This is a genomic window from Rhodospirillales bacterium (genome assembly GCA_014323865.1).
GTDB lineage: Bacteria > Pseudomonadota > Alphaproteobacteria > SP197 > SP197 > SP197.
The window spans coordinates 66,101-88,476 of record JACONG010000010.1 but is presented as its reverse complement, the minus strand read 5'-3'; the positions used below and the strand labels follow the sequence as shown (position 1 = coordinate 88,476).

Here is a 22,376-nt window from a genome sequence, read left to right as displayed (position 1 = left end):
TTTGAGGTGTCATGCAGCGCCTGCAAATCCATCACAGAACGGTCTATTCCTACCGTCGGCCCGTCACCTTCGGGCCGCACCACTGGCTGTTCCGGCCGCGCGACAGCCACAATCTGCGCATCATCAACGTGGCGCTCGATGTCAGCCCGTTTGCCACGCTGCGCTGGTATCACGACGTCTTCGGCAACTCGATCACCATCGCCAATCTCACCGGATCCTCCGACCGCCTGGCGTTCGAGAGCCGGCTTGAGATCGAATACTGCGGCATGGAGAACAAGGCCTTTCCGATCGAGGACACAGCCAGGAACCTGCCCTTCATCTACCCGACGAGCGAACAGCCCGATCTCGCCCGCAGTATCGAGCGCCAGTACCGCGATCCCGAAGGCGCCATCGAAGGCTGGGCCCGCCAGTTCCTGAATCCGCACGGCAACAGCCGCACGCTTGCCGTCCTGAGCGAGATGAACGAGGCGATCCGTACCGACTTCCGCTACCAGGCACGCGACGAACACGGCGTCCGGAAACCGACCGACACGCTGGAGCTGGGCAGCGGGAGCTGCCGCGACTACGCCGTCTTCTTCATGGAAGCCGCCCGCAGCCTCGGCCTCGCCGCCCGCTTCGTCACCGGCTACCTCTACGATCCCGCACGCGACGGCATCAGCGGAATCGAGGTGCGTGGTGCGGGAACGACCCACGCCTGGGCCCAGATCTATCTGCCCGGTGCCGGCTGGGTCGAGTTCGACCCGACCAACGGCATCGTCGGCGGCCACAACCTGTTCTGCGTCGGCATCGGCCGCACGCCCGAACAGGCCATTCCGCTGCGCGGCACCTTCGACGGCGACCCCGAGGACTGTCTCGGTATGACGGTTGAGGTCTCGGTTCGGAGCATCGCCGGCCAACCGGCCGCGGCCAACGCGAACCGCAGCTAGCCCAACACGTTTCCCGGCACGGTCCGCACCAGCATGCCCTTCTCCGGGCCGCAATGGCGGCAGTAGCAGTTCTCGATGCGACGGCGGGGTTTACGGACGAAGGGGTACTCCTCGCCGCAGTTCATGCAGGTCCAGATGCAGGACGCATGCGCCCTGCGCGAGAGGTAAGGGATCTCGTGGTGGGTCACGGGCAGTTCGCCCAGCATCACCATGGTGGCGCGCCAGAGCGGGCCGTGCTTGCAGGGCTTGCCGTAGTGGCGGTCGGCCAGGATGTGGGCGCATTCGTGCAGAAAAGTGGCGTTGCGGTCCTCTTCCCGACCCGGTTTGAGCAGTTCCCTGTGCAGCACCATGCGCTGCTCGTGCGGCCACGCCTTGCCCGCCTGCACGGCGGCGCGAGCGTCGGCCTCGACCATGCTGGCGAGGCATTCATGATAGGCGGCACCCAGGGATTCCGCACGATACAAACGCTCGGCGACGCCCCATTCAGCCGCGACATCGGCAACCGCCCCGAGATGTCGACCCGATCTTCGCATCGCCGGCGTCAGCTCCCGTTCTTCATGAGATGGCGCGCAATCACGACGTTCTGTATCTCGGTTGCGCCATTGAGCCACTGCGCCATCCGGGCACCGGCCAGATGACGCGCCACCGGATGGCCATCGTCGATCCGGAAGCCCCGCGCACCCATGACTTGCATGCCGTCGCTGATCGCCTTGCAGGCGGCCCGCGTGGCAAACTTCCTGGCGTGTGCGCAGGCCACCATGGCGGCGTCGCAGGCATCGAACAGCTCGCAGGCATGCCTGGTCAGCAAGCGGGCGGCCTCGAGATCGGTCGCTGCGTCGGCCAGCATCCACTGCACGCCCTGGAAGTCGCCGATGGTCTGGCCGAAGGCCGTGCGCCCCTTCACGCCGTCGAGCGCGTGGCGCAGGGACGCTTCCATCATGCCGCACGACATCGCGGCGACGCCGGCGCGTGCAATAGTGATGCCGTGCATCGCGCCCTTGAACGCTTCGCCCGGCGGATGGATCAGGGTGCCCTCGTCCACCGCAACGTCGCGGAAGCGGATGCCGACCGCACCGGCCGCAGCCTCGCCCACAGAGATGCAAAAGGCATTCAGCCGTTCCATGGCGGCGTCATCGAGCTCGGTCATGGCTCCTCCCTTGCAACCGGTTCAGCACGAGGAGACAGAGCAACCCGAGACCGACACCGATCGTGACGCCGGCCGCGTTGGCTGCCATATCCAGCCATTCGGCATGGCGGTTGACTAGGGGCTGGAGCCCCTCGATCAGCCCGCCCAGCATCAGGCATCCGACCGCCACAACAACGATCCGGCACCAGACCGGCGCGCCGGAGACCAGCCAGAGGAACGACATCAAGCCGTATGCCAAAAGATGCCTCACCTTGTCGGAACCTGGCGCTACCGGCAGCTCGGGAAGAGGCCAGAGGGACCCCGCAACGATGGCCAGGGTCGCAAGCCAGGCCCCGGTCCTGAACACGCGCTCATTGAAAAGGAATGGACGACGCACGCTGGGCTCGATCGCCACGGGCTCAAGGGTCCTGCAGCAGGTTGCAGGCTTCGGCGATACACGCGATCAGCGCGTCCCTCGTGCGTTCGCCGTCGGTGCCGTCGGCAGGGCCGGGTTCGCAGCCACGGACCGCGAGTCTGCGCCGGCAGGCTTCGACCAACGGTGCGTCGGAGAGTTGCATGGCGCACCCGAAACCCTGAAGGGCTTCGTCGGACCGGCCGGGAACAGACAGGATTTGTGCCCGTGTTGCCTGTGCAGTGGGACGGTCAGGCACCAAGGCAAAGGCGGTCTCCGCATCGGCCAGACCACCCTGCGGATCGCCCGTCAGCGCCCGGGTCCAGGCCTTGTTGAGCAGCACCAGTGTGCAGCCGGGATCGGCGGCGAGCGCCTCAGCGTGGCGGTTCATCGCGGAGCAGACGTTGCTGCGCTCCGGATAGATCTGCAGTACCTCCGGCTGGTGCGCCAGCGCGCGGTCGAAATCCTCAAGAGCGCCGGCATCCCCGGCCTGTTCGAAACGAAGGCTGCCCCGGCCATGAAGCACCGAGATATTGTCGAGATCGAGCGCCAACGCCTGCTCCGGATTCTCACTGGCATGGTCCGCCGCCCCGATGGTCAGAAGGATGTTGCCCCGGCTCGAACAGGCGGCCAGGAGGGTCTCGGGCTAAAGATGGCGTCCCCACGGGGACTCGAACCCCGGTTTTCGGCGTGAGAGGCCGATGTCCTAGGCCACTAGACGATGGGGACACAGTGGCAGGCGTGTTGTGCGCCGAGCGTGCGTCTTAGGGGATCGGCGGTGCACCGTCAACATGCCGTCACGTACCGCGCCGCCGGCCCGCGTGGCAGGATCGCCTTCATAACAAGCAGCATCCATTCAGGGGAAAACCGGATGGGCCAGACGATCGATTTCGTGCGTCCCGACGGCGGCAGCACCAAGGGCTTTCTTGCCGGGGCCGGAAGCGACCGGCCGGGCGTGATCGTGATTCAGGAATGGGGGGCTCAACGACCGGATCTGCGGTGTCGCCGATCGTTTCGCGCGGCCACCGATTACGACACCAGGAACTGCACCAATGGCACGTGCCGCCTACCTGAAAGCGGCCAGAGATCTCCTGATGTCCGATCTCGGGGATGCCATCGCCATGCCCTGAGGCCCTATTCGCTGCGGGAGAGGAGCTCGAGGGTGCCGAGCACCTCGCCGGTGCGCCGATCGACCGTCATGACCGCCCGGGCCCCGTTCTCAAGCTCAACCAGCAGCGAAAGCGCGTCATTCTCGACCGATATGGCGGTGACACGGGCGCCGGCGGGCAGCGCCACGGCGACATCGGCATAGTCCCCGGCGGACCCGGTGCCGCTGCCGCCCGATGCGACGCCTTCGCCCGCCTTGCTGATGATGCCGTAGACCAGGATCACCGTGAGGCCGACGATCGCGAGAGCGAGACCGATGACAATCGCCTTGATCGTTGCAGGCGGTCGTTCCATGAGCGTTTTCTTGCTGGAAGTGTTTGACGATTTGCCGCACAAGCGGCGCGTGATCGAACGACGTTTCCTGAACCACATTGTGACCGACGCCGAGGCGGGCAACCGACTCGATCGGGTGCTGGCCGATGCCCACCGAGAACTGTCGCGCGCACGCATCCAGGCGCTGATCGCCGAGGGGCACCTCATCGCAGGGGAGCGGACAGTAACCGAGGGCAGATACAGGGTCAAATCAGCCGAACGCCTGACCCTGAAGATCCCGCCGGCCCGCCCCGCCAGGCCCGAAGGCCAGGCGATGCAGCTCGACGTCGCCTATGAGGACGACCACCTTCTGGTGGTCGACAAGCCGGCCGGCCTGGTGGTCCATCCTGCCGCCGGAAATCCGGACGGTACGCTGGTCAACGCGCTGATCGCGCACTGCGGCGACAGTCTCTCCGGCATCGGCGGCGAAAAACGCCCCGGCATCGTCCACCGCCTCGACAAGGACACCAGCGGCCTGATGGTCGTCGCCAAGACCGACGACGCCCACATTCGCCTGTCGAATGCCATCGCCACGCGTCAGGTCTTGCGCAGCTATTCGGCGCTGGTCTGGGGCGTGCCCGATCCAGCCAAAGGCGAGGTCGCGGGCGCGATCGGCCGCAGCCCACAGAACCGCAAGAAGATGGCGGTGGTCCGCTCGGGCGGAAAGAGCGCCCTGACCCGCTACGCCGTCGAACGAAACTGGGACGTCACGGTCTCGCTGGTCACCTGCCGCCTTGCCACCGGGCGGACCCATCAGATCCGTGTCCACATGAGTCACATCGGCCATTCTGTCCTCTGTGATCCGCTCTATGGCGCACGAAACGGAGCACGTCTCGAACGCCTGTCAGATCCGACGGGCAGCGCGGTGCGGGCGCTGCGCCGCCAGGCGCTTCACGCCGCACGGCTGGGCTTCCATCATCCTGCCACAAACGAGCTGATAGACTTGGAAAGCCCGTTGCCGACTGATCTCGCGGGCCTTGTTGCGTCCCTGGATGACACCGATCTGAAGGATTAGAAAATTCCCGACCTTCACACTAGGTTATTCTGGCCGCATGCGTATAAACTGCAGCGATCTCTACCCGTTTCTGTAACCTTGACTGGATAACCATGGCCCAAGTCAGCCTTCCAGCCCTGACCCCCGAAAGCAGCCTGAGCGGATATCTTCGCGAGATCAGGAAATTTCCCATGCTCGAGGCCGAGCAAGAGTTTCGTCTCGCCAAGCGCTGGCGCGAGGATGGCGATGTCGACGCCGCGCATGAGTTGGTCACGAGTCATCTCCGGCTGGTCGCCAAGATCGCCATGGGCTACCGCGGCTACGGCCTGCCGCTTGCCGAGTTGATCAGCGAGGGCAATGTCGGTCTGATGCAAGCGGTCAAGCGTTTCGATCCCGACAAGGGCTTCCGCCTGGCGACCTATGCAATGTGGTGGATCCGTGCCGCGATCCAGGAGTACATCCTGCACTCGTGGTCGATGGTGAAGATGGGAACGACAGCCGCCCAGAAGAAATTATTCTTCAATCTTCGGAAGTTGAAGGGACAACTTAAAGCGATTAACGATGGTGATATGCCGCCTGAAACCGTGACTGAGATCGCCGCCCGACTCGATGTTCCCGAGCAGGACGTTATCTCGATGAACCGCCGCCTGTCGAGCCCGGACCATTCGCTCAACGCCCCTCTCCAGCAGGATGGCGACGGCGAATGGCAGGACTGGCTGGTTGACGAGAGCGACAACCAGGAAGAGATTCTCAGCGATCGCCAAGAGCTCGAGTCGCGCCGGGCGATGCTGTCCGAAGCAATGGAGGCGCTCAACGACCGCGAGCGCCACATCCTGGTCGAACGTCGACTGTCGGAAAGCCCGAAGACCCTGGAGGATCTTTCCCAAGAGTACGGGATCAGCCGCGAGCGTGTGCGCCAGATTGAGGTGCGCGCCTTCGAGAAGCTGCAGAAGTCGGTCCGCAACGCCGCGGCCGAGCGGCGAAGCGCCGCCAGCTAGGAGCTAGTCGATCCGCCACATCTCCCTTGGCGCACGTTTGGTGAGAAGCTCACAGCCGTCCCCGGTGATGACGACGTTCTCCTCGTGAACGATCATGCGGCCCGGCGCGAACTCCATGCCGGGCTCGATGGTCAGCACCACGCCCGGCTCCAGCATGGTGTTGTCGCCCGGCATGTTCGATGGCGGTTCGGTCAGCTGCATGCCGAGGCCATGGCCCATGCGGCCGACGTTGTTGCCCAGCGAACCCGCCTCCTCGAGCACCTTCGACTGCGCCCGCCAGACGTCTTCTACCGTCACACCGGGGCGTGCAGCGGCGATGCCCGCTTCGGTCGCATCCCAGACGGCAGCATTGGCGCGTTGGGCCGCATCGCTGATGTCACCCACCGCCCAGTTGCGGTCGAAATCGCAGAAATAGCCGTCGTAGGTCGAGCCGGTATCGATGAACAGGATATCGCCGGGATCCAGGTGCTTGTCCTGTGGACCGCAGACAATCTGCCCGACACCGTCGTGGCCCGCGATCGCCGGCAGGAACGGCACGGCATCGGCACCGCGGCGCAGGATATCCATAGAGAGCTTGCGGCAAACCTCGCGCAGGTGTTCGCCAGCGGACACCAGGCTTGACAGGCCCTCGTAGGCTTCGCTGGCCGTGCGGCAGATGAAGCGAATCCGCTCAATCTCGGCCGGCGTCTTGACCCGCCTGATCTCCCAGATGCACGGCGACGCATCATCCAGGTCCAGCCCCGGGAGCCGGTCGCGCAGGTCGAGGAACTGCATCACCGGCATGCGCAGCACCATCTCGCGACCCAGTTCGGCCCCGATCCGACCGAACCGACGGGGCAGCCGGGCCAGGGTTGCCGCCAGCAGGCTGGTGCCGTCGTCATCGGGCTGCGGCGCGGGCCAGGACTGAACGTCGTCGATCCAGGTCTGCGCCATCTGCGGCGCGCCGATTTCCGGGATCACGGCGATGGGTTTGCCCGCCGCCGGCACCACGACGAACCAGGGGCGTGTCGGGCTCTCCCAGAACTGCGTCTCGAAGCCCGTGATGTAGCGGATGTTGTGCGGTGTCGTGAGCAGAAGCGCATCGAACTGGGCCGCGCGCATCAGCCGCTGGGCGCACGCCACTCTGCTTTCGAACTCCCGGTCGGGAAATCCGTGCGGCGGTGCCATGTCGGTCATGACGGCATCACTCGCAGCTCAGTTCGACGTCGATGCAGATCCCCTGTCGGGCCCGCTCTTCGGACGGCAGGCTGCAGCAGATCTCCTCGACCGATTGCGCTCCGGCGTTTTCGTTGGCCTGATCATCGGTATCGTCGGTCGAGAACTCGAAGAGTACGAGATCCTCATCGTCCTTCGGGCTGTGTCCCGGCGTCTCGAACAGTCCCTGCGAATCATCGGCGAACTGCGCCACGGCGGGCGCACCGGTCAGCGAAACCAGAAGAACGGCGGCCATCAGAGCGAGGAGGGTCTTGAGGCGCATCACGGGTTCAGTCGGCGAAGGGATCGGTTACCATGATCGTATCCTCACGCTGCGGGCTTGTGGAGAGCAGCGCGACCGGTGCCTCGATCAACTCCTCGATACGGCGAACGTACTTGATGCAGGTCGCAGGCAGCTGGGCCCACGAGCGCGCACCCTGGGTGCTGTCCGACCAGCCTTCGAGGGTTTCGTAGATCGGTTCGACACCGGCCTGGATATGCGGCGCGGCGGGAAGATGATCGAGCGTCACACCCTGGTAGCGATAGCCGACGCAAACCTTGAGGGATTCGATGCCATCGAGCACATCGAGCTTGGTGAGCGCGATCCCATCGATGCCGCCGACCTTGATCGCCTGACGTGTCATGACCGCGTCGAACCAGCCGCAACGGCGCGGGCGCCCGGTGACCGTGCCGAACTCATGACCCCGCTCGCCCAGGGTCTGGCCGATCTCGTTGTCCTGCTCGGTCGGGAACGGTCCCGCACCCACGCGCGTCGTATAGGCCTTGGTGATCCCCAGGACGTAGTGCACAGCTCCGGGGCCAATGCCCGCGCCAACGGCGGCGACGGCACCCACCGTGTTCGACGATGTCACGAAGGGATAGGTGCCGTGGTCGATATCGAGAAAGTGGGCCTGTGCCCCTTCGAACAGAATGCGGCGTCCCCGTCGCCGCAGATCTTCAAGGCGACGCCAGACGGGCTGCGCGAAGGAAAGCACACGCGGCGCGATCTCTTCGAGCTGAGCAATCAGGGCGTCGCCGTCGACCGACTCCATGCCCATGCCCTTGCGCAGCGCATGGTGATGCTGAAGCAGCATCTCGACCTTGTGGGTCAGCGTGTCGGAATCGCCGAGATCGCAGACACGCACCGCGCGGCGAGCGGCCTTGTCCTCGTAGGCCGGACCGATGCCGCGTCCGGTCGTGCCGATGGCGTGCCTGCCGCGTGCCTCTTCGCGCGCCCGGTCGAGCTCACCATGAAGCGGCAGGATCAGCGTCGCGTTCTCAGCGATCAGGAGATTGTCGGGGCCGATCTCCAGCCCCTGCTCCCTCACCCGTTCGATCTCGGCAAAAAACGCCCACGGGTCGATGACGACGCCATTGCCGATGATCGACAGCTTCTCCGGGCGCACGACACCCGAAGGAAGCAGCGACAGCTTGAAGGTCTGATTGTCGATCTGCAGCGTGTGGCCGGCGTTGTGCCCTCCCTGGAAGCGCACCACGACATCGGCGCGCTCCGACAGCCAGTCGACGATCTTTCCCTTGCCCTCGTCTCCCCACTGGGAGCCGACGACCGCAACATTGGCCATGTTGGTCATCCCCGAAAATCGGCAGACGCGGGACTATACATGCCATGGCGCTGTGCGGTAGGGGCTGGCGATGTTCCGCCACTCGATTGAGGCCCCGATGACCAATCTACCCACCACCATGACTGCCGTTGTCCTCACCGGACACGGCGGTATCGACATGCTCCACTACCGTGAGGACGTTGCAGTGCCGTCCCTGGCCGCCGACGAGGTGCTGATCCGCGTTGCCGCAGCCGGCATCAACAACACCGATATCAACACCCGGATTGGCTGGTACTCGAAGGCCAACTCCGGGGGCACCGGGACCGGAGCGGCCGAAGGGCTGGATGCGATTTCGGCGGACGATGCGAGCTGGTCGGGAATCCCGCTCCAGTTTCCGCGCATCCAGGGTGCCGATTGCTGCGGCACGATCGTCGCCGTGGGTGCCGACGTATCGGCCGATCGAATCGGCGAGCGGGTTCTGGTCCGCAGCGTCATGACCGCCCGGGATACCGACAAGCCCTTCATGAGCTGGACCTTCGGCTCCGAAATGGACGGTGCCTTTGCGCAGTATGCCGCCGCACCTGCGGACGAGACCGTCTCCATCGACAGCACTTGGAGCGACGTGGAGCTCGCCTCGATCCCCTGTGCCTACTCGACCGCCGAGAACATGCTGCACAGGGGCGACCTCGGCGCAGACAGGGTTCTGGTCACCGGAGCATCGGGCGGCGTCGGTTCGGCCGCCATCCAGCTCGCCAAGCGGCGCGGTGCGGAGGTGATCGCGCTGTCGTCGGCAGCGAAGGCCGATCAGGTCCGTGCGCTCGGTGCCGACCGTGTACTCGACCGCAACGCCGATCTCGTCGCGGAGCTCGGCCGCGACTCCATCGACTACGTCGTCGATCTGGTCGGAGGGCCAGATTGGCCCAGCCTGCTCGACATCATGCGTCGCGGCGCCCGCTATTCAGTCGCCGGGGCCATCGCAGGCCCGATCGTGGAGCTCGACCTCCGGACCCTCTACCTCAAGGATCTCAGTTTCTTCGGCGCGACCTATCAGGAGCCCGTCGTGTTCCAGAACCTGATCGGCTACATCGAACGCAATGAAATCAGCCCGGTCATTTCGGCAACCTATCCCCTGAGCGATATCCACACCGCCCAAGAGGATTTCATCGCCAAGAAACACACGGGCAAGCTTGTGCTGGTGCCCTAGAGCAGATTAGCCGTGACGATATCCTGCGGCCGCGAAGACGTCGGCTGACAGGTCGAGGGGAAGGCGGGTCGCCTGGTCGATTACGTCAGTGTCATCGGCGGGTAACTTCTGTGGTCATGGCGGCCTTCCCGCCGCGGCGGGAAGGCCCTGATACCATGTCAGCCACCATGTCAGCCGGGAATATGGGCGATTCCTTCGAGGTACTTCACGGCACGACCGGCAATTTCGACGCGGTCGCCCCGCATGGCGCAGAAGAGCTCTCCGCCGCGCTTCGAAATCTGGAAGGCGTGCACCTTGTCCTGCCCCAGGCGCTGAGCCCAGTAGGGCACGATCATGCAATGGGCCGAGCCAGTCACCGAATCCTCCGGTATGCCGCGGGCCGGTGCAAAGTAGCGGGAGGCCGCATCGCCCTCGCCCGATTCGCGCGGCGCTGTCGCGATCACCCCGCGGTGGTGACCGGCGAGAAGCTGGCCGAGGCGACCGAAGTCGGGCGAGAGCGTCGCGACATCGGACTCGGACTCATAGACAAAGAGGTGGTTCGGTCCATCGAACGCTTCGGTTGGCACCTTGCCCATGGCATCGGCGATCTCGCACGGGGCATCGACCGGCGTGAGATCATGCACCGGAAAGTCGAGTGCGAAGATGTCCCCCCGCTGCCGAACGAAGAGCCGGCCGCTGCGCGTGTCGAAGGCGACCTTGTCCATCTCGGGATCAATCTCGGTCATCAGAACGAAACCCGATGCAAGTGTGGCGTGGCCGCACAGCGGTACCTCCACCGTCGGCGTGAACCATCGCAGTTCGAAGGCGTCGTCCTCGCCGGGGCGGAAGAAAGCGGTTTCCGCAAGATTGTTCTCGGCCGCGATCGCCTGCAGCACATCATCCCTCATCCACTCCTCAAGCGGCATCACGCCGGCTGGATTGCCGCGGAAGACGGAACTCGAGAATGCATCGACCTGATAGAAAGGAAAGCGCATGGCAGAGACTCCGGTTGAGGATTCAGGAAGCGGCCTGTGACTCGTCCCTGCCCGCGCCGAAGCGGGCCTGTTCCCAGCCCAGCATGGCCTGCTTGCGAACCGGCCCCCAGGCGTAGTTGTGGAACGGACCCGTCTTGCGAATCACGCGATGGCACGGGATGAGGAAGGCGATGGGATTCCTGGCGACCGCCGAGGCGGTGGCACGCACGGCACGCTCGTCACCGCTGCGGCGGGCGAGGTCCTGATAGGAGATGACGGTTGCCGGCGGCATGCGCATCAGCGCCTCCCAGACGCGAAGCTGGAAATTGGTGCCGCGCAAATGAAGCGAGATGTCGGTCTTTTCCTCGGTCTGGTCGAAGACGCGCCGGATCATGTCGGCGGTCGCATCGCGATCGCGATCAAGCGTCGCCCGGGGCCAGCGAGCCGAAAGAAGATCGGCCAGCCAGGGGTCGTCCGCGGCGTCCTCCGGCGCGAAACCGAGGAAGCAGATGCCGCGCTCGGTCATGCCAAGACCAACCCGACCGAAGGGCGAATCATGTACGCCGTGGCGAATGACGAGGCCTTCGCCGCCCCGGCGCACATCGCCAGGCGTCACGGCTTCGGAGACGACAAAGAGGTCGTGCAGCCGCGAAGAGCCGGAGAGCCCGGCATCGAAGGCCGTATCAAGCACGGGGGTCGAGCTTTCGAGCAGGCCGCGGGCATAGTCCACGGTCAGGAACTGCAGGAACCGCTTCGGGCTGATCCCGGCCCAGCGGCGGAACATGCGCTGAAAATACCAGGGGCTGAGCCCGACCCGCTCGGCGAGATCCTTGAGATCGGGCTGGTCCCGGAAGTTCTCGTCGAGGTAACAGATCGCCTGCTCGATCTTGGCGTAGTCGCTGGCCTGGGTCCCGGTCATCGCTGTCTCCGAACACGTCGTTGCTTCGACCCTCAACCTGGGCCCCAAGGGCATTCGAAACGACCCGGTTCTTGCTCCCATTGCGTTGACCATACGCCACGGCGGTGAGAAAGGCACGTCCGGAGAATACCAAACGGTCGTTCTCAGGCCACCGGGAGGGGTTCCCCGGCGGCACAGTCAGGCTTACGCCTTCCAGAAGGGCTTCGCGGCCTCGCGCAAAGCGTCGGCGCGGGTGATGCCCGAACTCGCCCGGCGCTGGATGGAATCCGGCCAGGTCGAGACCTTTGAGCGGATCGTTCGCGAGGAAGCGACGGCGTGGCAGGCGATCGCCGCCGATCGGCTTGAGGGGTTCGAGCTCAAAGCTCACCCCGCCAGCTTTCACACCTGGCTGACTCTGCCCGAACCCTGGCGCCCAACGGACTTTGCGCGCGAGGCCGAACGTCAGGGTGTCATCGTCACGCCCGCCGAGGCCTTCGCCATCGGGCGCGACACGGTTCCCTTCGCCGTCCGTCTGTCCCTGACTGGCCCCATGACCCGTGACGACCTGGTGGCCGGGCTCGACATCGTGGCCCGCCTCGCACGCAATACGCCATCGGCGCTCAGCATCGTCATACAGGATCGCAGGACGGTCAGGCGACCGCTTTCCGGATTGTCTCTTCCAGTTCCGAAACGACCGTGTCGAGCAGTTCGGAATCGCCGTGTTCGGCCATGATGCGGATCAGCGGCTCGGTGCCCGACTTCCGCACCACCAGCCGGCCGTCATTGCCCAGGCGTACCTCGGCGGCGCTCAGCGCCGACTTCACCGAGTCCTCCTCCAGCGGCTGACCGCCCTCGAAGTGCACGTTCCTGAGCAACTGCGGCACCCGTTCGAACTGGCGGCCCAGCTCGCTCATGGGCCGTTCGCGCTCGACCAGCACGGCAAGCACCTGAAGTGCGCCAATCAGACCATCGCCGGTGGTGGAGTGGTCGGAGAAGATCACATGGCCGGATTGCTCGCCGCCCATGTTGAAGCCCTTCTCGCGCATCCGCTCGACCACGTAACGGTCGCCCACCCTGGTCCGCTCGAGCACGAGGCCCTTCGACTCCAGCAGGCGCTGGAAGCCGAGATTGGACATCACAGTGCCGACAATGCCGCCACCGCGCAGGTTACCATGCTCGTTCAGCCAGACGCCGACCAGCGCCATGATCTGGTCGCCATCGACAATGTGACCGGTCTCGTCGGCCACGATCACACGGTCCGCATCGCCGTCGAGGGCGATGCCGAGGTGGGCACCATGGGCGCAGACCGCCCGCTGCATCGCTTCGGGCGCGGTCGAACCGCAGGCCTTGTTGATGTTCGTTCCGTTGGGATCGACCCCGATCGGAATGACCTCGGCACCGAGTTCCCAGAGCGCCTCGGGTGCAACGCGGTAACCGGCCCCGTTGGCCGCGTCGACCACGATCCTGAGCCCGTCGAGACGACGGTTGCGGGGATAGGCGCTCTTGCAGAACTCGGAGTAGCGGCCCAAAGCCCCCTGTAGCCGCCGCACCCGACCAAGACGGCTGTCGGTGACACGCTCCTCGACGAGGTCGGCATCCATCAGGTCCTCGATGGCGTGTTCCTCCTCGTCCGACAACTTGTAGCCGTCGGGGCCGAAGAGCTTGATGCCGTTGTCCTCGAAGGGGTTATGGGAGGCAGAAATCATCACGCCGAGATCGGCCCGCATGGATCGCGTCAGTGTGGCCACACCCGGCGTCGGGATGGGGCCGAGCAGCAGCACCTCCATGCCCACGGAGACGAATCCGGCGGCCAGCGCATTCTCGAACATGTAACAGGACAGACGCGTATCCTTGCCGATAACAGCCCGATGGTCATGGTTACCGCCGCGGAAATGCAGCCCCGCCGCCATGCCGACACGCAGGGCGACATCGGCCGTCATCGGCGCGACATTGGCCTTGCCGCGGATGCCGTCGGTCCCGAAGTAACGCCGGCTCATCACCCATCTCCCGCCTCAATCGCCTGCCAGACCCTGAGCGCCTGCACGGTCTCGGCCACGTCATGCACACGCAAGACATGTGCCCCGCTGTGCACGCCGGCCAGCGTCACAGCGACGCTGCCGCTGACACGCCGGCACGCCTCGGATTCGTTGGCCAGGGTGCCGATGAACCGCTTGCGCGACGCACCGAGGAGGATGGGACAGCCGAGGCAGCGAAACAACGCCAGGTCGCGCAGCAGGATGAGATTGTGGTGTAGCGTTTTGCCGAAGCCGAGGCCGGGATCGACGATGATGCGATGTCGCGGGATACCGGCCTTGAGACAGGCCGTGATCCGAGCTTCGAGGTAGTCGAAGATGTCGAGGCTGACGTGATCGTAGGTTGGATCATTTTGCATCGTCTTCGAATCGGACAACGCATGCATCAGGATCGCCGGCACGTTCCGTTCGGCGACGAGCGCCATGGCATCCGGGTCATGGGTGAGCGCGCTGACGTCGTTGACGACAAACGCCCCGGCGTCCAGCGCCGCCGCCATCACCGACGCCTTGCGGGTATCAATTGACAGCGTCGCTCCACAATCGGCCAGACGCTCGATCACGGGGATGGCCCGCTGCAACTCTTCGTCTTCATCGACGGGATCAGAACCGGGCCGGGTCGATTCGCCGCCGATATCGAGAACCGTGGCGCCTGCAGCCAGCATGTCCCGCCCCTGCCGTTCGGCCGCACCGGCGTCGCAGGTCTGGCCACCGTCCGAAAAGCTGTCAGGCGTCACGTTGATGATGCCCATGACGTGGGTCTCTGCGCCACCGAGGCCGGCGACATCCGGGTTCGGCATCGTCGCAGCGGCAAGCTGATCTTGCACGCGACGGGCCTGCAGCCGATCGAGAGACGCACTCCAGGCAGCCGCGTCGCGATGCGTCGCAACTGCGCTTTCCACGACGTCTGCCTTGCGAAGGAAAACTTCCACCCGCTCCAACGACGTCGCGCCTGTCGCCCAGGGGCGGGCGAGCGGCTTGACGTAGACTCGGGTGGTCGGCGCTACGGTGTCGGGAAGACCGGTGCGCCCGCGAACGGGCAGGCGCGAGGTCAACTTCCGGGTTGCGGTTCCGGCGTCGCGCCGCCGGGCGCCTCGCCCTTGCCGTCAGTCGAGGGAACGGACGAACCCTGACGCGGCGGCATCGGCCGCTCGGACTGACCGTTCTCGTCCTTCGAGATCGACTCTCCCTTGATGACACGACGGACTTCATCGGCCGAGAGCGTCTCGTGCTCGAGAAGCGCCTGGGCGAGCAGTTCCAGCTCGTCGGCCTTATCGGCCAGAATCTCACGGGCCGTCGCCTCACCTTCGTCGATCAGACGACGAATCTCCGAATCGATCGTGGCCGTCGTGTGCTCCGAGACGTTCTTCCGCTGGGTCACTGAATGCCCGAGGAAGACCTCTTCCTCGTTGTCGCCATAGAGCAGCGGGCCGAGTTTGTCAGAGAAGCCGAACTGCGTGACCATGCGGCGCGCCAGATCGGTCGCAACCTTGATGTCGTTGCTGGCACCGGTCGTGATGTTCTCCTTACCGAAGATCATCTCCTCGGCCACGCGGCCGCCGTAGAGGCTGGCAATCTTGGCTTTGAGCTCGCGCTCGGAGATCGAGAGCTTGTCCCGCTCCGGCAGGTACATCGTGAGGCCCAGCGCGCGGCCGCGCGGGATGATCGTGACCTTGTGCAGCGGCTCATGGCCCGGGACGTAGAGCATCATGATGGCATGGCCGCCCTCGTGATAGGCGGTCAGCTTCTTCTCATCCTCGGTCATGACCATGGAGCGGCGTTCCGCACCCATCATGACCTTGTCCTTGGCGTCCTCCATCTCCTTCATGGTGACGACGCGCTTGCCGCGGCGGGCGGCGAGCAGCGCGGCCTCGTTCACCAGATTCGCGAGGTCAGCGCCGGAGAAACCGGGCGTCCCGCGCGCAATGGTCTTGAGAACCACATCGGCCCCGATCGGGACCTTGCGGGTGTGGACCTTGAGGATCTTCTCGCGGCCGAGGATGTCGGGATTCGGCACCACGACCTGACGGTCGAAGCGGCCGGGACGCAGCAGCGCGGGATCGAGCACGTCGGGACGGTTGGTTGCGGCGATCAGGATGATGCCCTCGTTCGCCTCGAAGCCATCCATCTCGACCAGGAGCTGGTTCAGCGTCTGCTCACGCTCGTCGTTGCCGCCACCCAGACCCGCGCCACGGTGACGGCCGACAGCGTCGATCTCATCGATGAAGATGATACAGGGCGCGTTTTTCTTGGCCTGATTGAACATGTCGCGCACGCGGCTGGCACCGACGCCGACGAACATCTCGACGAAGTCCGAACCGGAGATCGTGTAGAATGGCACATTCGCCTCACCGGCGATGGCCCGGGCCAGCAGGGTCTTGCCGGTGCCCGGCGGACCCACCAGCAGCACACCCTTGGGGATGTTGCCGCCCAGGCGCTGGAACTTCTGCGGATTCTTGAGGTACTCGACGATCTCCTCGAGCTCGTCCTTCGCCTCGTCGATGCCGGCGACATCCTCGAACGTCACCCGGCCCTGCTTTTCGGTCAGAAGTTTGGCCTTCGAGCGGCCGAAACCCATGGCCTTGCCGCCGCCCGACTGCATCTGGCGCATGAAGAAGATCCAGACACCGATGAGAAGGAGCATCGGGAACCACGACAACAGGATGCTGAGGAACGACAATCCGTCCTCGGCTGGTGCCGCGGTGATGTTCACACCGCTTTCCTCCAGCATCGGGATCAGCGTCGGATCGTTCAGCGGGATGAACGTCGTGAACTCGCCGCCCCGATCCTTGCCGATGATCTTGTCACCCTGGATCTCGACCTCGGTCACCTGACCATTGGCTACGGAACCAAGAAAATCCGAGTAGGACATCGTCGTTGTCTGGTTGTCGCCAAGCAACATCTGGAACAGGACAATGATCAGAAGCCCGATCACGACCCAAAGCGCCAGATTACGGCCGAAGTTGTTCAAAGCGTCCTCGCTGTCCTTTGCGCCGGGGCATTATGGAGTCCTGACCCTGTCGATGCCAGCCCCGTACGATAACGTGAAGCGCGGACCCGACAGAGGCTGAGGCGGTACAAAACGGGCCCGGATGGCCTGGTTTGCACCAAGCGTCGTCCAGTCAAGGTGGGGCACCGCAACAAGGCCTTCAAGTCCGTCGATTACCGGCAATGTTCGTTCGATACGCGAGGCAAAGCCCGACGGATTGCCGCAGACTTCGCGGTCTCCGGCGGGGTCGAACGGCCGGACCGTCCAAGTGCCCTTCGGCAGGACCACGCGAAAGCGCCGGTCCCAGACAACGGGGTCAAAGCCGCCGTTTGCCGTGACCGTCGGCAGGTGCCGCGCCTCACGCGTCACCGACACCGTGGAATCGCCCTTCCAGTGGCAGCGCCCCAGTGTCCTGGAAACCGGTTCGGCCGACCGCAATGCACCGGCCATGGCCTCGATGCGGTCACCGCGCGGGGCGTGCTCCAGTCCGCCGACCAGACGCGCAACGGACATCAGAACAAGCCGCGCGAGATCATCCGGAAGCGACCTGAAGACCCTGCGATCCAAGGCGGCTGCACCGAACCGGTCGAGCGTCAGGAGACCGGGCAACGCCGCGGCGAGATCGTCCTCGAGCCGGATCCGTGCCGTCGCCATGTTGCAGTCCGGCGCCGGCAGGTTGCCACGACTCCGCAGGCGCGCACGGGCGAAGCGTGTGTCCCTGTTCATGGGATCCTCAACCCAGGTTTCATGCCGTGTTTTGAGCGTGGCGACGAGGCGCTCCCTGGGCACACCGAGGAAAGGCCGGAGGACACGGTATCCGGCCCACTCCACACAGGCGCTCATGCCCGCCAAACCGCGCGTACCGCTGCCGCTTTCCCTTCGCATTGCGACGGTTTCGGCCTGATCGTCCACATGATGGGCAAGCAGCAGGTGGAGAATGCCCCGACGCTCCACGGCCCGTTTCAGCAGGTCGTGACGCGCCGAGCGGGCGGCGGCTTCAATCCCCGACACCGGCCTGGTGCTCTGCCAACGCAGAACCTCGACATTGATGGCAAGGCGGCGGCACCAGGCGGCGACTGCCTCCGCCTCGGGCGCGGCTTCGGGGCGCAGACCATGATCGACCACCAGGGCAACGAGCTCCCCGTCGCGGGCCGCAAGCCAGTCGCGCGCCAACAGGGTCAATGCCTTGCTGTCCGCCCCACCCGAGAGACCGACCGCAAGGCGCGGTCGCATCTCCCAGGGTTCGAAGGTGGCCATCAGGGCATCAAAGGTCCCCGCATCCAGCGGCGACAATAGATCGGCGGTTGCGCACGTCATCGCGTCATCATGGCGATGCCCAAGAGCACTGTCACTGCCGAGATCAGGTGATTGTCAGCACGGCGCGACGGTTCCTGCTCCAAGCCTGCCCGGTATGGCCGGCCTCGACCGGACGTTTCTTGCCGTAGCTGATCGTGGCGATCCCGCTCCCGTCGATACCGAGAGCAATCGGCAGGTCGCGCAGCGCTGCTGCGCAGCGTTCGCCCAGAGCGAGGCTGCACTCACGGCTGCCGTGCTCATCGGTGTGGCCTTCGATGACGACACAGAACAGCGCACAGAACGAAGATACCGCCCACCATGCCCCCTGAAATCGAAGCTACGCCGACACCTCACCCGCACCGTCACTGCCAACCCAAGTCCTCAGACGACCCGGAAACGCCCTGAACTGGTCCTTAATTGCACCCTGCAGCCGAGGCTTCCTCTGAAGCCCTGTCCAGAAGAATTGCGGGAGCATCGGGGAAGTTGCTTTCAAACTCCTTGAAGGTGGCACAGGCCACGTCGAACTCTTCGAGACGCGAGAGGGCGACACCGAGCGTCAGGAGGTTGCCGGCCGCCTTCGGCCCGTTCGGCGCATCCTGGTAGCCGCGCAGGAAGGCCTCAGCGGCCTCGCGGAACATCTTGCGCACGAAGTAGGTGGAACCCAGCCAATAGTAGGCGTTGCTTGTCAGTTCGCTTTCGGGATAGACGGTGATGAACTCGTTGAAGGCAATCCCGGCATTATCGTAGTCCGCCTTGCGCAGCAACGAGTAGGCAAAGTTGTACTGATCCATCTCCGAACCCGGCGGCAGAATCGCGCCCGCGGCGTTCGACGCCGTATCAGTCTCTGGTTCGACCATGAGCTCAGCCGTACCCTCATCAAGCGCAGCGGTATCGGCGGTCGCGGTGTCGGTCGCCAAAGCGGCTGACGGCGCATCCTGAAAACGGGCTTCGACGTCGGCGACGAACGTGTCCATGCGCGCGACCAGTTCCCGCTGCTGGAACTCGAGCTGTTCGACCCGGCCGGTGAGGTGCCGAACCCTCTCTTCAAGGTTCTGGATGCTTAGCTGTAACTGCGCCCCATCCTGGCCGGGTTCGATCGCCGTGGTCACGGGTTCGCCCTCACCGGGATAGACAAACCGCTGAAGGTCGACGAGATCGGTACGCAGTCGTTCCAACTCGCGGACCAGCGCCTGGATGTCGTTGGACTGGGCGCGCACGGGCACAGCAGCAAACGCCACGGCGAAGACCACAAGCATCAGGCACAACGTCTTCATCATCGTCATTCCCGTCGATCTCTGTCCCGGCGGAGCGGCGAACGGGCAAATCCGGCACACAGCATGGAGACGGATCGTACCTCGCGGAGAAACCGCGGCGAGGGGCGGGCACCGCAATCGGAAGGGGACGTCCCGCCAAACTGTCCGCTGCGGCGCGTTATTCCAGAACGAGCACGCCGCGGCGGTTCTGTGCCCAAGCCGCTTCGGTATGGCCTTCGACCGCCGGACGTTCCTTGCCGAAGCTGATGTTGGTGATCCGGCCGGGATCAACGCCGAGCGCAACAAGGTAGTTCTTGATCGCATTCGCGCGCCGCTCACCCAAGGCAAGATTGTATTCGCGCGTGCCGCGCTCGTCAGCGTGACCTTCGACGATGACGACAATGTCGCCGTAGTCGTTCATCCACTCAGCCCAGCGCTCGATCATGCCCTGCGCCCGGGCGCTGATGACGGAGCTGTCGAAGTCGAAGTAGACCGTATCACCCAGCACCTCGGTGACGTATTCAGCCGAGCGGGGATTGATCTCCTCGACCTGGATTTCCTCCGACATACCGCTGTCCTGCATTTCCTCTGAAATGCCTGAAACGCCGCTGGTGCCGGCATCTGAATCCGAGGCATCCCGGGTCGATTCGCACGCGGCGATCAAAAGACTTGCTGCGAACAGGCTAAACAGTTTGAAGCGCATGGAAGCTTTCCTCTTCAATGGGTTGGTGGCTGACGCGCCCCAAGGAATGCCCGAAGGATTCTCCGGCTGCCCTGCGATGTCAACCAAAGTCAGCGCAACGCCGTCACCAGCGCTGCGAAAACTTGCGCGGACTATAGTGTTCCGACGCTAGGGAAGCAAGGGAGACCAAGCAGGGTCGGAGCCCTCCTCCGGGGTCAGCACAACACGCTCATTGAAGCCTGTGAGATCGATCGTGAAGAGCTGTTCGATGGTTTGGGCACCCACCAGACTCTCCTTGAGGAACATCAGCACACGACCATTGGGCGCCCAGGTCGGACTGTCGACGAGGTATCCTTCGGAAATGAGCCGCTCGCCCGAGCCGTCGATGTTCATGACACCAATGTAAAACCGGCTGTTGTGCTGTTTCGTGAAGGCGATGAGATCGCCGCGCGGCGACCAGACGGGGGTCGAGTAACGCCCGTTGCCGAACGTGATGCGCTGCACGCCGCTGCCGTCCGAACGCATGACGTAGATCTGTGTCTTGCCGCCCCGATCCGAGGTGAACGTCACGAAATTCCCATCGGGCGAGAAGGAGGGTGACGTGTCGATGGCAGGATCGGAGGTCAGCCGGCGGGTATGCAGTGTTGCGAGATCCATGATGTAGATGTCAGTGTTGCCGTTGACCGCCTGTGACAGGATCACCTCACGACCATCCGGTGAGAAGCGCGGTGCGAAATACATCCCCTCGAAGTTGCCCAGGGGCTCCTGCCGTCCCGTGTCGAGCTCCAGCAGGAAGACGCGGGCGGACTGGTCATCGGAGAGCTCCACATAGGTGATCTCCTGCTCCGTCGGCGAGAATCTGGGCGTGAGCGCGAGGTCTGAGCCGTCGGTCAGGTACCGGTGGTTGGTGCCGTCCTGATCCATGATCGCAAGGCGCTTGATGGGTTCAAGTTCGGTGCCCGACACCGAGACATAGACGATACGGGTGTCGAAGTAGCCGGCCTCACCGGTCAGGCGCTCGTAGACGGCGTCAGAAATCTTGTGCGCAATGCGCCGCCAGATGTCCTCGCCACCGCGATAGACGTATCCGTCGAGCTGCTCTTCGCTGAATGTGTCCCACAGGCGGAAGCTGACCTTGATGCGACCGTCGGCCTCACGAGTGACCCAGCCCGTGATCAGCGCCTGGGCGTTTATCGTGCGCCAGTCACCGAAGCGCGGCAAGCCCTCCTCGCCGATGTCCTCGGACCGCTGGATGAACGCCGCCTGCTCGATGGGCGCAAACAGCCCGGACCGCTCCAGATCGGCCGACACGACCTGCGCGATACTGGCGCCCACGATGGCTTCGGTGCCGGTGCCGTGGAATTTGGTCACGGCTATCGGCAGGGGATCGTTCTGACCGATGGTAACATCGACCTCAAGCTGCGCGAGAGCGGTGCCTGGGGCCAAGCCCGTGACGAGAACCAGAGTTGCAACACAACGAAGGACAGTTCGGCAAGGCATCATGGTGATCAGGTCCTCAGCATCTGGCTCGGGTCGAAACGAATGATCAGATTGCGCCAGATATCATAGCGATCCACGGGCAAATTCAGGAACGGTTGGTCGCGGAAATAGTTGACCGCGCGCAGGGCGGCATCGCTGGCAGCGCGTTTGAGTTCTTCAGAGCTATTGCCCACGACTTCAATGACAGCAGCCCGCAGGACCGTGGCATCCGTGGCGAGTGCCACGTCGATTTCCACGATCAGAGTCTCGGCTCCCGAAGCACCCGCAGGAATGGTCCAGTGTTTGGCGATCTGTTGCGCGATCGCATGAACAATCGTCGCTGTTTCTTCGTCCGAGGGCGGCGTATTGGACGTCGATTCGAGCAACGAAAGCACGTCGTCGAAGGTCGTCTCCGTCGTCATTTCCTGTGGAGCACGTTCTTCATCGGCGCGGTCGAGCAGCAGGCTTTCCATCACACTGGCCATGAAGACCTCCTCCTCGGGCGCAGGCTTCGGCGGTACCTCCGGCTTTTCGTACGGCAGGGGCGCGGGCTCGGACGTCACCTGCGGTTCGGGCTCGGGCAGCGGTTCGGGCTCGGGAAGTTCGAACGGCTCCGGCACGTCGAATTCCGCCAAGGGTTCCAGCTCGGGGGTCGATTCGATCTCGGGCAGCGGCAGCAGTTCTGGCGTTTCCAGTTCGACCACTTCGGGCTCCGGTTCGAGTGGCGCGATTTCCTCGATCTCGGGCTTGGGTTCCGGCTCCGGCGCGAGCGCACGGGCCTCGTCGGCGATCGTCACAAGCTCGACAGTCACGGATTCAATCGGCTCCAGCTCGCTGCGCCACAGCTCGGGCAGACCGACGATGGCGAGCACCACCAGAAGGGCATGCATCACGCTCGAGG

24 protein-coding genes and 1 tRNA gene are annotated in these 22,376 nt (G+C 64.5%); 5 read left to right on the top strand and 20 right to left on the bottom strand.

Annotated features, from left to right (window positions below):
* Positions 1–11: 11 nt before the first annotated feature.
* Positions 12–926 carry a transglutaminase family protein gene (locus GDA49_04765; protein ID MBC6439718.1) on the top strand — a complete coding sequence of 305 codons (915 nt, stop codon included), beginning with the start codon at positions 12–14 and terminating at the stop codon, positions 924–926.
* On the opposite strand, the gene GDA49_04760 is transcribed toward GDA49_04765, so the two are convergent.
* The 6 genes from GDA49_04760 to GDA49_04735 form a co-directional block, all read right to left on the bottom strand.
* Entirely contained in the window at positions 923–1,459 is a 537-nt protein-coding gene (locus GDA49_04760) for a SprT-like domain-containing protein (GenBank protein ID MBC6439717.1), read from the bottom strand. The genes GDA49_04765 and GDA49_04760 overlap by 4 nt on opposite strands.
* Positions 1,460–1,467: 8 nt before the next feature.
* Complete coding sequence (locus GDA49_04755; GenBank protein ID MBC6439716.1) at positions 1,468–2,073, bottom strand: acyl-CoA dehydrogenase; 606 nt, start codon at positions 2,071–2,073, stop codon at positions 1,468–1,470.
* Positions 2,057–2,311: a hypothetical protein gene (locus tag GDA49_04750; GenBank protein ID MBC6439715.1), complete on the bottom strand. Its 255-nt coding sequence runs from the start codon at positions 2,309–2,311 to the stop codon at positions 2,057–2,059. The genes GDA49_04755 and GDA49_04750 overlap by 17 nt, the downstream gene beginning before the upstream one ends.
* Before the next feature lie 160 nt (positions 2,312–2,471).
* Entirely contained in the window at positions 2,472–3,017 is a 546-nt protein-coding gene (locus tag GDA49_04745) for a hypothetical protein (protein ID MBC6439714.1), read from the bottom strand.
* Between the two features lie 100 nt (positions 3,018–3,117).
* Positions 3,118–3,193 (bottom strand) — tRNA-Glu (locus GDA49_04740).
* Between the two features lie 405 nt (positions 3,194–3,598).
* Entirely contained in the window at positions 3,599–3,925 is a 327-nt protein-coding gene (locus tag GDA49_04735) for a hypothetical protein (protein MBC6439713.1), read from the bottom strand.
* Here GDA49_04735 and GDA49_04730 point away from each other — a divergent pair.
* Positions 3,924–4,958, top strand: coding sequence for an RluA family pseudouridine synthase (locus tag GDA49_04730; GenBank protein ID MBC6439712.1), 1,035 nt, complete (start codon positions 3,924–3,926; stop codon positions 4,956–4,958). The two genes, GDA49_04735 and GDA49_04730, sit on opposite strands and share 2 nt — an antisense overlap.
* Before the next feature lie 92 nt (positions 4,959–5,050).
* Positions 5,051–5,935, top strand: a complete 885-nt coding sequence (gene rpoH, locus GDA49_04725; GenBank protein ID MBC6439711.1) for an RNA polymerase sigma factor RpoH — start codon at positions 5,051–5,053, stop codon at positions 5,933–5,935.
* A 3-nt stretch (positions 5,936–5,938) separates the two neighbouring features.
* On the opposite strand, the gene GDA49_04720 is transcribed toward rpoH, so the two are convergent.
* From GDA49_04720 to GDA49_04710, 3 genes are read right to left on the bottom strand one after another with little or no spacing between them, the layout of a single operon-like run.
* Positions 5,939–7,111, bottom strand: a complete 1,173-nt coding sequence (locus GDA49_04720) for an aminopeptidase P family protein (protein ID MBC6439710.1) — start codon at positions 7,109–7,111, stop codon at positions 5,939–5,941.
* Between the two features lie 7 nt (positions 7,112–7,118).
* Entirely contained in the window at positions 7,119–7,412 is a 294-nt protein-coding gene (locus tag GDA49_04715) for a hypothetical protein (protein MBC6439709.1), read from the bottom strand.
* Positions 7,413–7,419: 7 nt separating this feature from the next.
* A complete protein-coding gene (locus GDA49_04710; GenBank protein ID MBC6439708.1) occupies positions 7,420–8,712 on the bottom strand; it encodes an adenylosuccinate synthase in 1,293 nt (430 codons plus the stop codon).
* A gap of 118 nt (positions 8,713–8,830) precedes the next feature.
* On the opposite strand from GDA49_04710, the gene GDA49_04705 reads away from it, so the two are divergent.
* Complete coding sequence (locus tag GDA49_04705; GenBank protein MBC6439707.1) at positions 8,831–9,895, top strand: alcohol dehydrogenase family protein; 1,065 nt, start codon at positions 8,831–8,833, stop codon at positions 9,893–9,895.
* A 170-nt stretch (positions 9,896–10,065) separates the two neighbouring features.
* Here GDA49_04705 and GDA49_04700 read toward each other — a convergent pair whose 3' ends face one another.
* On the bottom strand, positions 10,066–10,869 hold the full coding sequence (locus GDA49_04700) for a PhzF family phenazine biosynthesis protein (GenBank protein MBC6439706.1): 804 nt from the start codon (positions 10,867–10,869) through the stop codon (positions 10,066–10,068).
* Between the two features lie 22 nt (positions 10,870–10,891).
* The gene (locus GDA49_04695) at positions 10,892–11,767 is read right to left on the bottom strand and encodes a methylated-DNA--[protein]-cysteine S-methyltransferase (GenBank protein MBC6439705.1); all 876 of its coding nucleotides are present in this window, start codon (positions 11,765–11,767) and stop codon (positions 10,892–10,894) included.
* Between the two features lie 235 nt (positions 11,768–12,002).
* Here GDA49_04695 and GDA49_04690 point away from each other — a divergent pair, with 235 nt between their 5' ends.
* Positions 12,003–12,479 carry a hypothetical protein gene (locus GDA49_04690; protein ID MBC6439704.1) on the top strand — a complete coding sequence of 159 codons (477 nt, stop codon included), beginning with the start codon at positions 12,003–12,005 and terminating at the stop codon, positions 12,477–12,479.
* On the opposite strand, the gene GDA49_04685 is transcribed toward GDA49_04690, so the two are convergent.
* From GDA49_04685 to GDA49_04645, 9 genes are all read right to left on the bottom strand, one after another.
* Positions 12,397–13,743: a phosphoglucosamine mutase gene (locus GDA49_04685; protein ID MBC6439703.1), complete on the bottom strand. Its 1,347-nt coding sequence runs from the start codon at positions 13,741–13,743 to the stop codon at positions 12,397–12,399. The two genes, GDA49_04690 and GDA49_04685, sit on opposite strands and share 83 nt — an antisense overlap.
* Positions 13,743–14,576, bottom strand: a complete 834-nt coding sequence (gene folP / locus GDA49_04680; GenBank protein MBC6439702.1) for a dihydropteroate synthase — start codon at positions 14,574–14,576, stop codon at positions 13,743–13,745. The genes GDA49_04685 and folP overlap by 1 nt, the downstream gene beginning before the upstream one ends.
* Positions 14,577–14,827: 251 nt before the next feature.
* Entirely contained in the window at positions 14,828–16,747 is a 1,920-nt protein-coding gene (locus GDA49_04675; protein ID MBC6439701.1) for an ATP-dependent metallopeptidase FtsH/Yme1/Tma family protein, read from the bottom strand.
* A 30-nt stretch (positions 16,748–16,777) separates the two neighbouring features.
* A complete protein-coding gene (gene tilS / locus GDA49_04670) occupies positions 16,778–18,082 on the bottom strand; it encodes a tRNA lysidine(34) synthetase TilS (protein ID MBC6439700.1) in 1,305 nt (434 codons plus the stop codon).
* A 43-nt stretch (positions 18,083–18,125) separates the two neighbouring features.
* The gene (locus GDA49_04665) at positions 18,126–18,353 is read right to left on the bottom strand and encodes an OmpA family protein (protein MBC6439699.1); all 228 of its coding nucleotides are present in this window, start codon (positions 18,351–18,353) and stop codon (positions 18,126–18,128) included.
* 121 nt (positions 18,354–18,474) lie between these two features.
* Positions 18,475–19,338: a tol-pal system protein YbgF gene (ybgF, locus tag GDA49_04660; GenBank protein MBC6439698.1), complete on the bottom strand. Its 864-nt coding sequence runs from the start codon at positions 19,336–19,338 to the stop codon at positions 18,475–18,477.
* Positions 19,339–19,492: 154 nt separating this feature from the next.
* Positions 19,493–20,017, bottom strand: coding sequence for a peptidoglycan-associated lipoprotein Pal (gene pal / locus GDA49_04655; GenBank protein ID MBC6439697.1), 525 nt, complete (start codon positions 20,015–20,017; stop codon positions 19,493–19,495).
* 147 nt (positions 20,018–20,164) lie between these two features.
* On the bottom strand, positions 20,165–21,499 hold the full coding sequence (gene tolB / locus GDA49_04650; GenBank protein ID MBC6439696.1) for a Tol-Pal system protein TolB: 1,335 nt from the start codon (positions 21,497–21,499) through the stop codon (positions 20,165–20,167).
* A gap of 5 nt (positions 21,500–21,504) precedes the next feature.
* Complete coding sequence (locus GDA49_04645; protein MBC6439695.1) at positions 21,505–22,365, bottom strand: hypothetical protein; 861 nt, start codon at positions 22,363–22,365, stop codon at positions 21,505–21,507.
* Positions 22,366–22,376 lie beyond the last annotated feature (11 nt).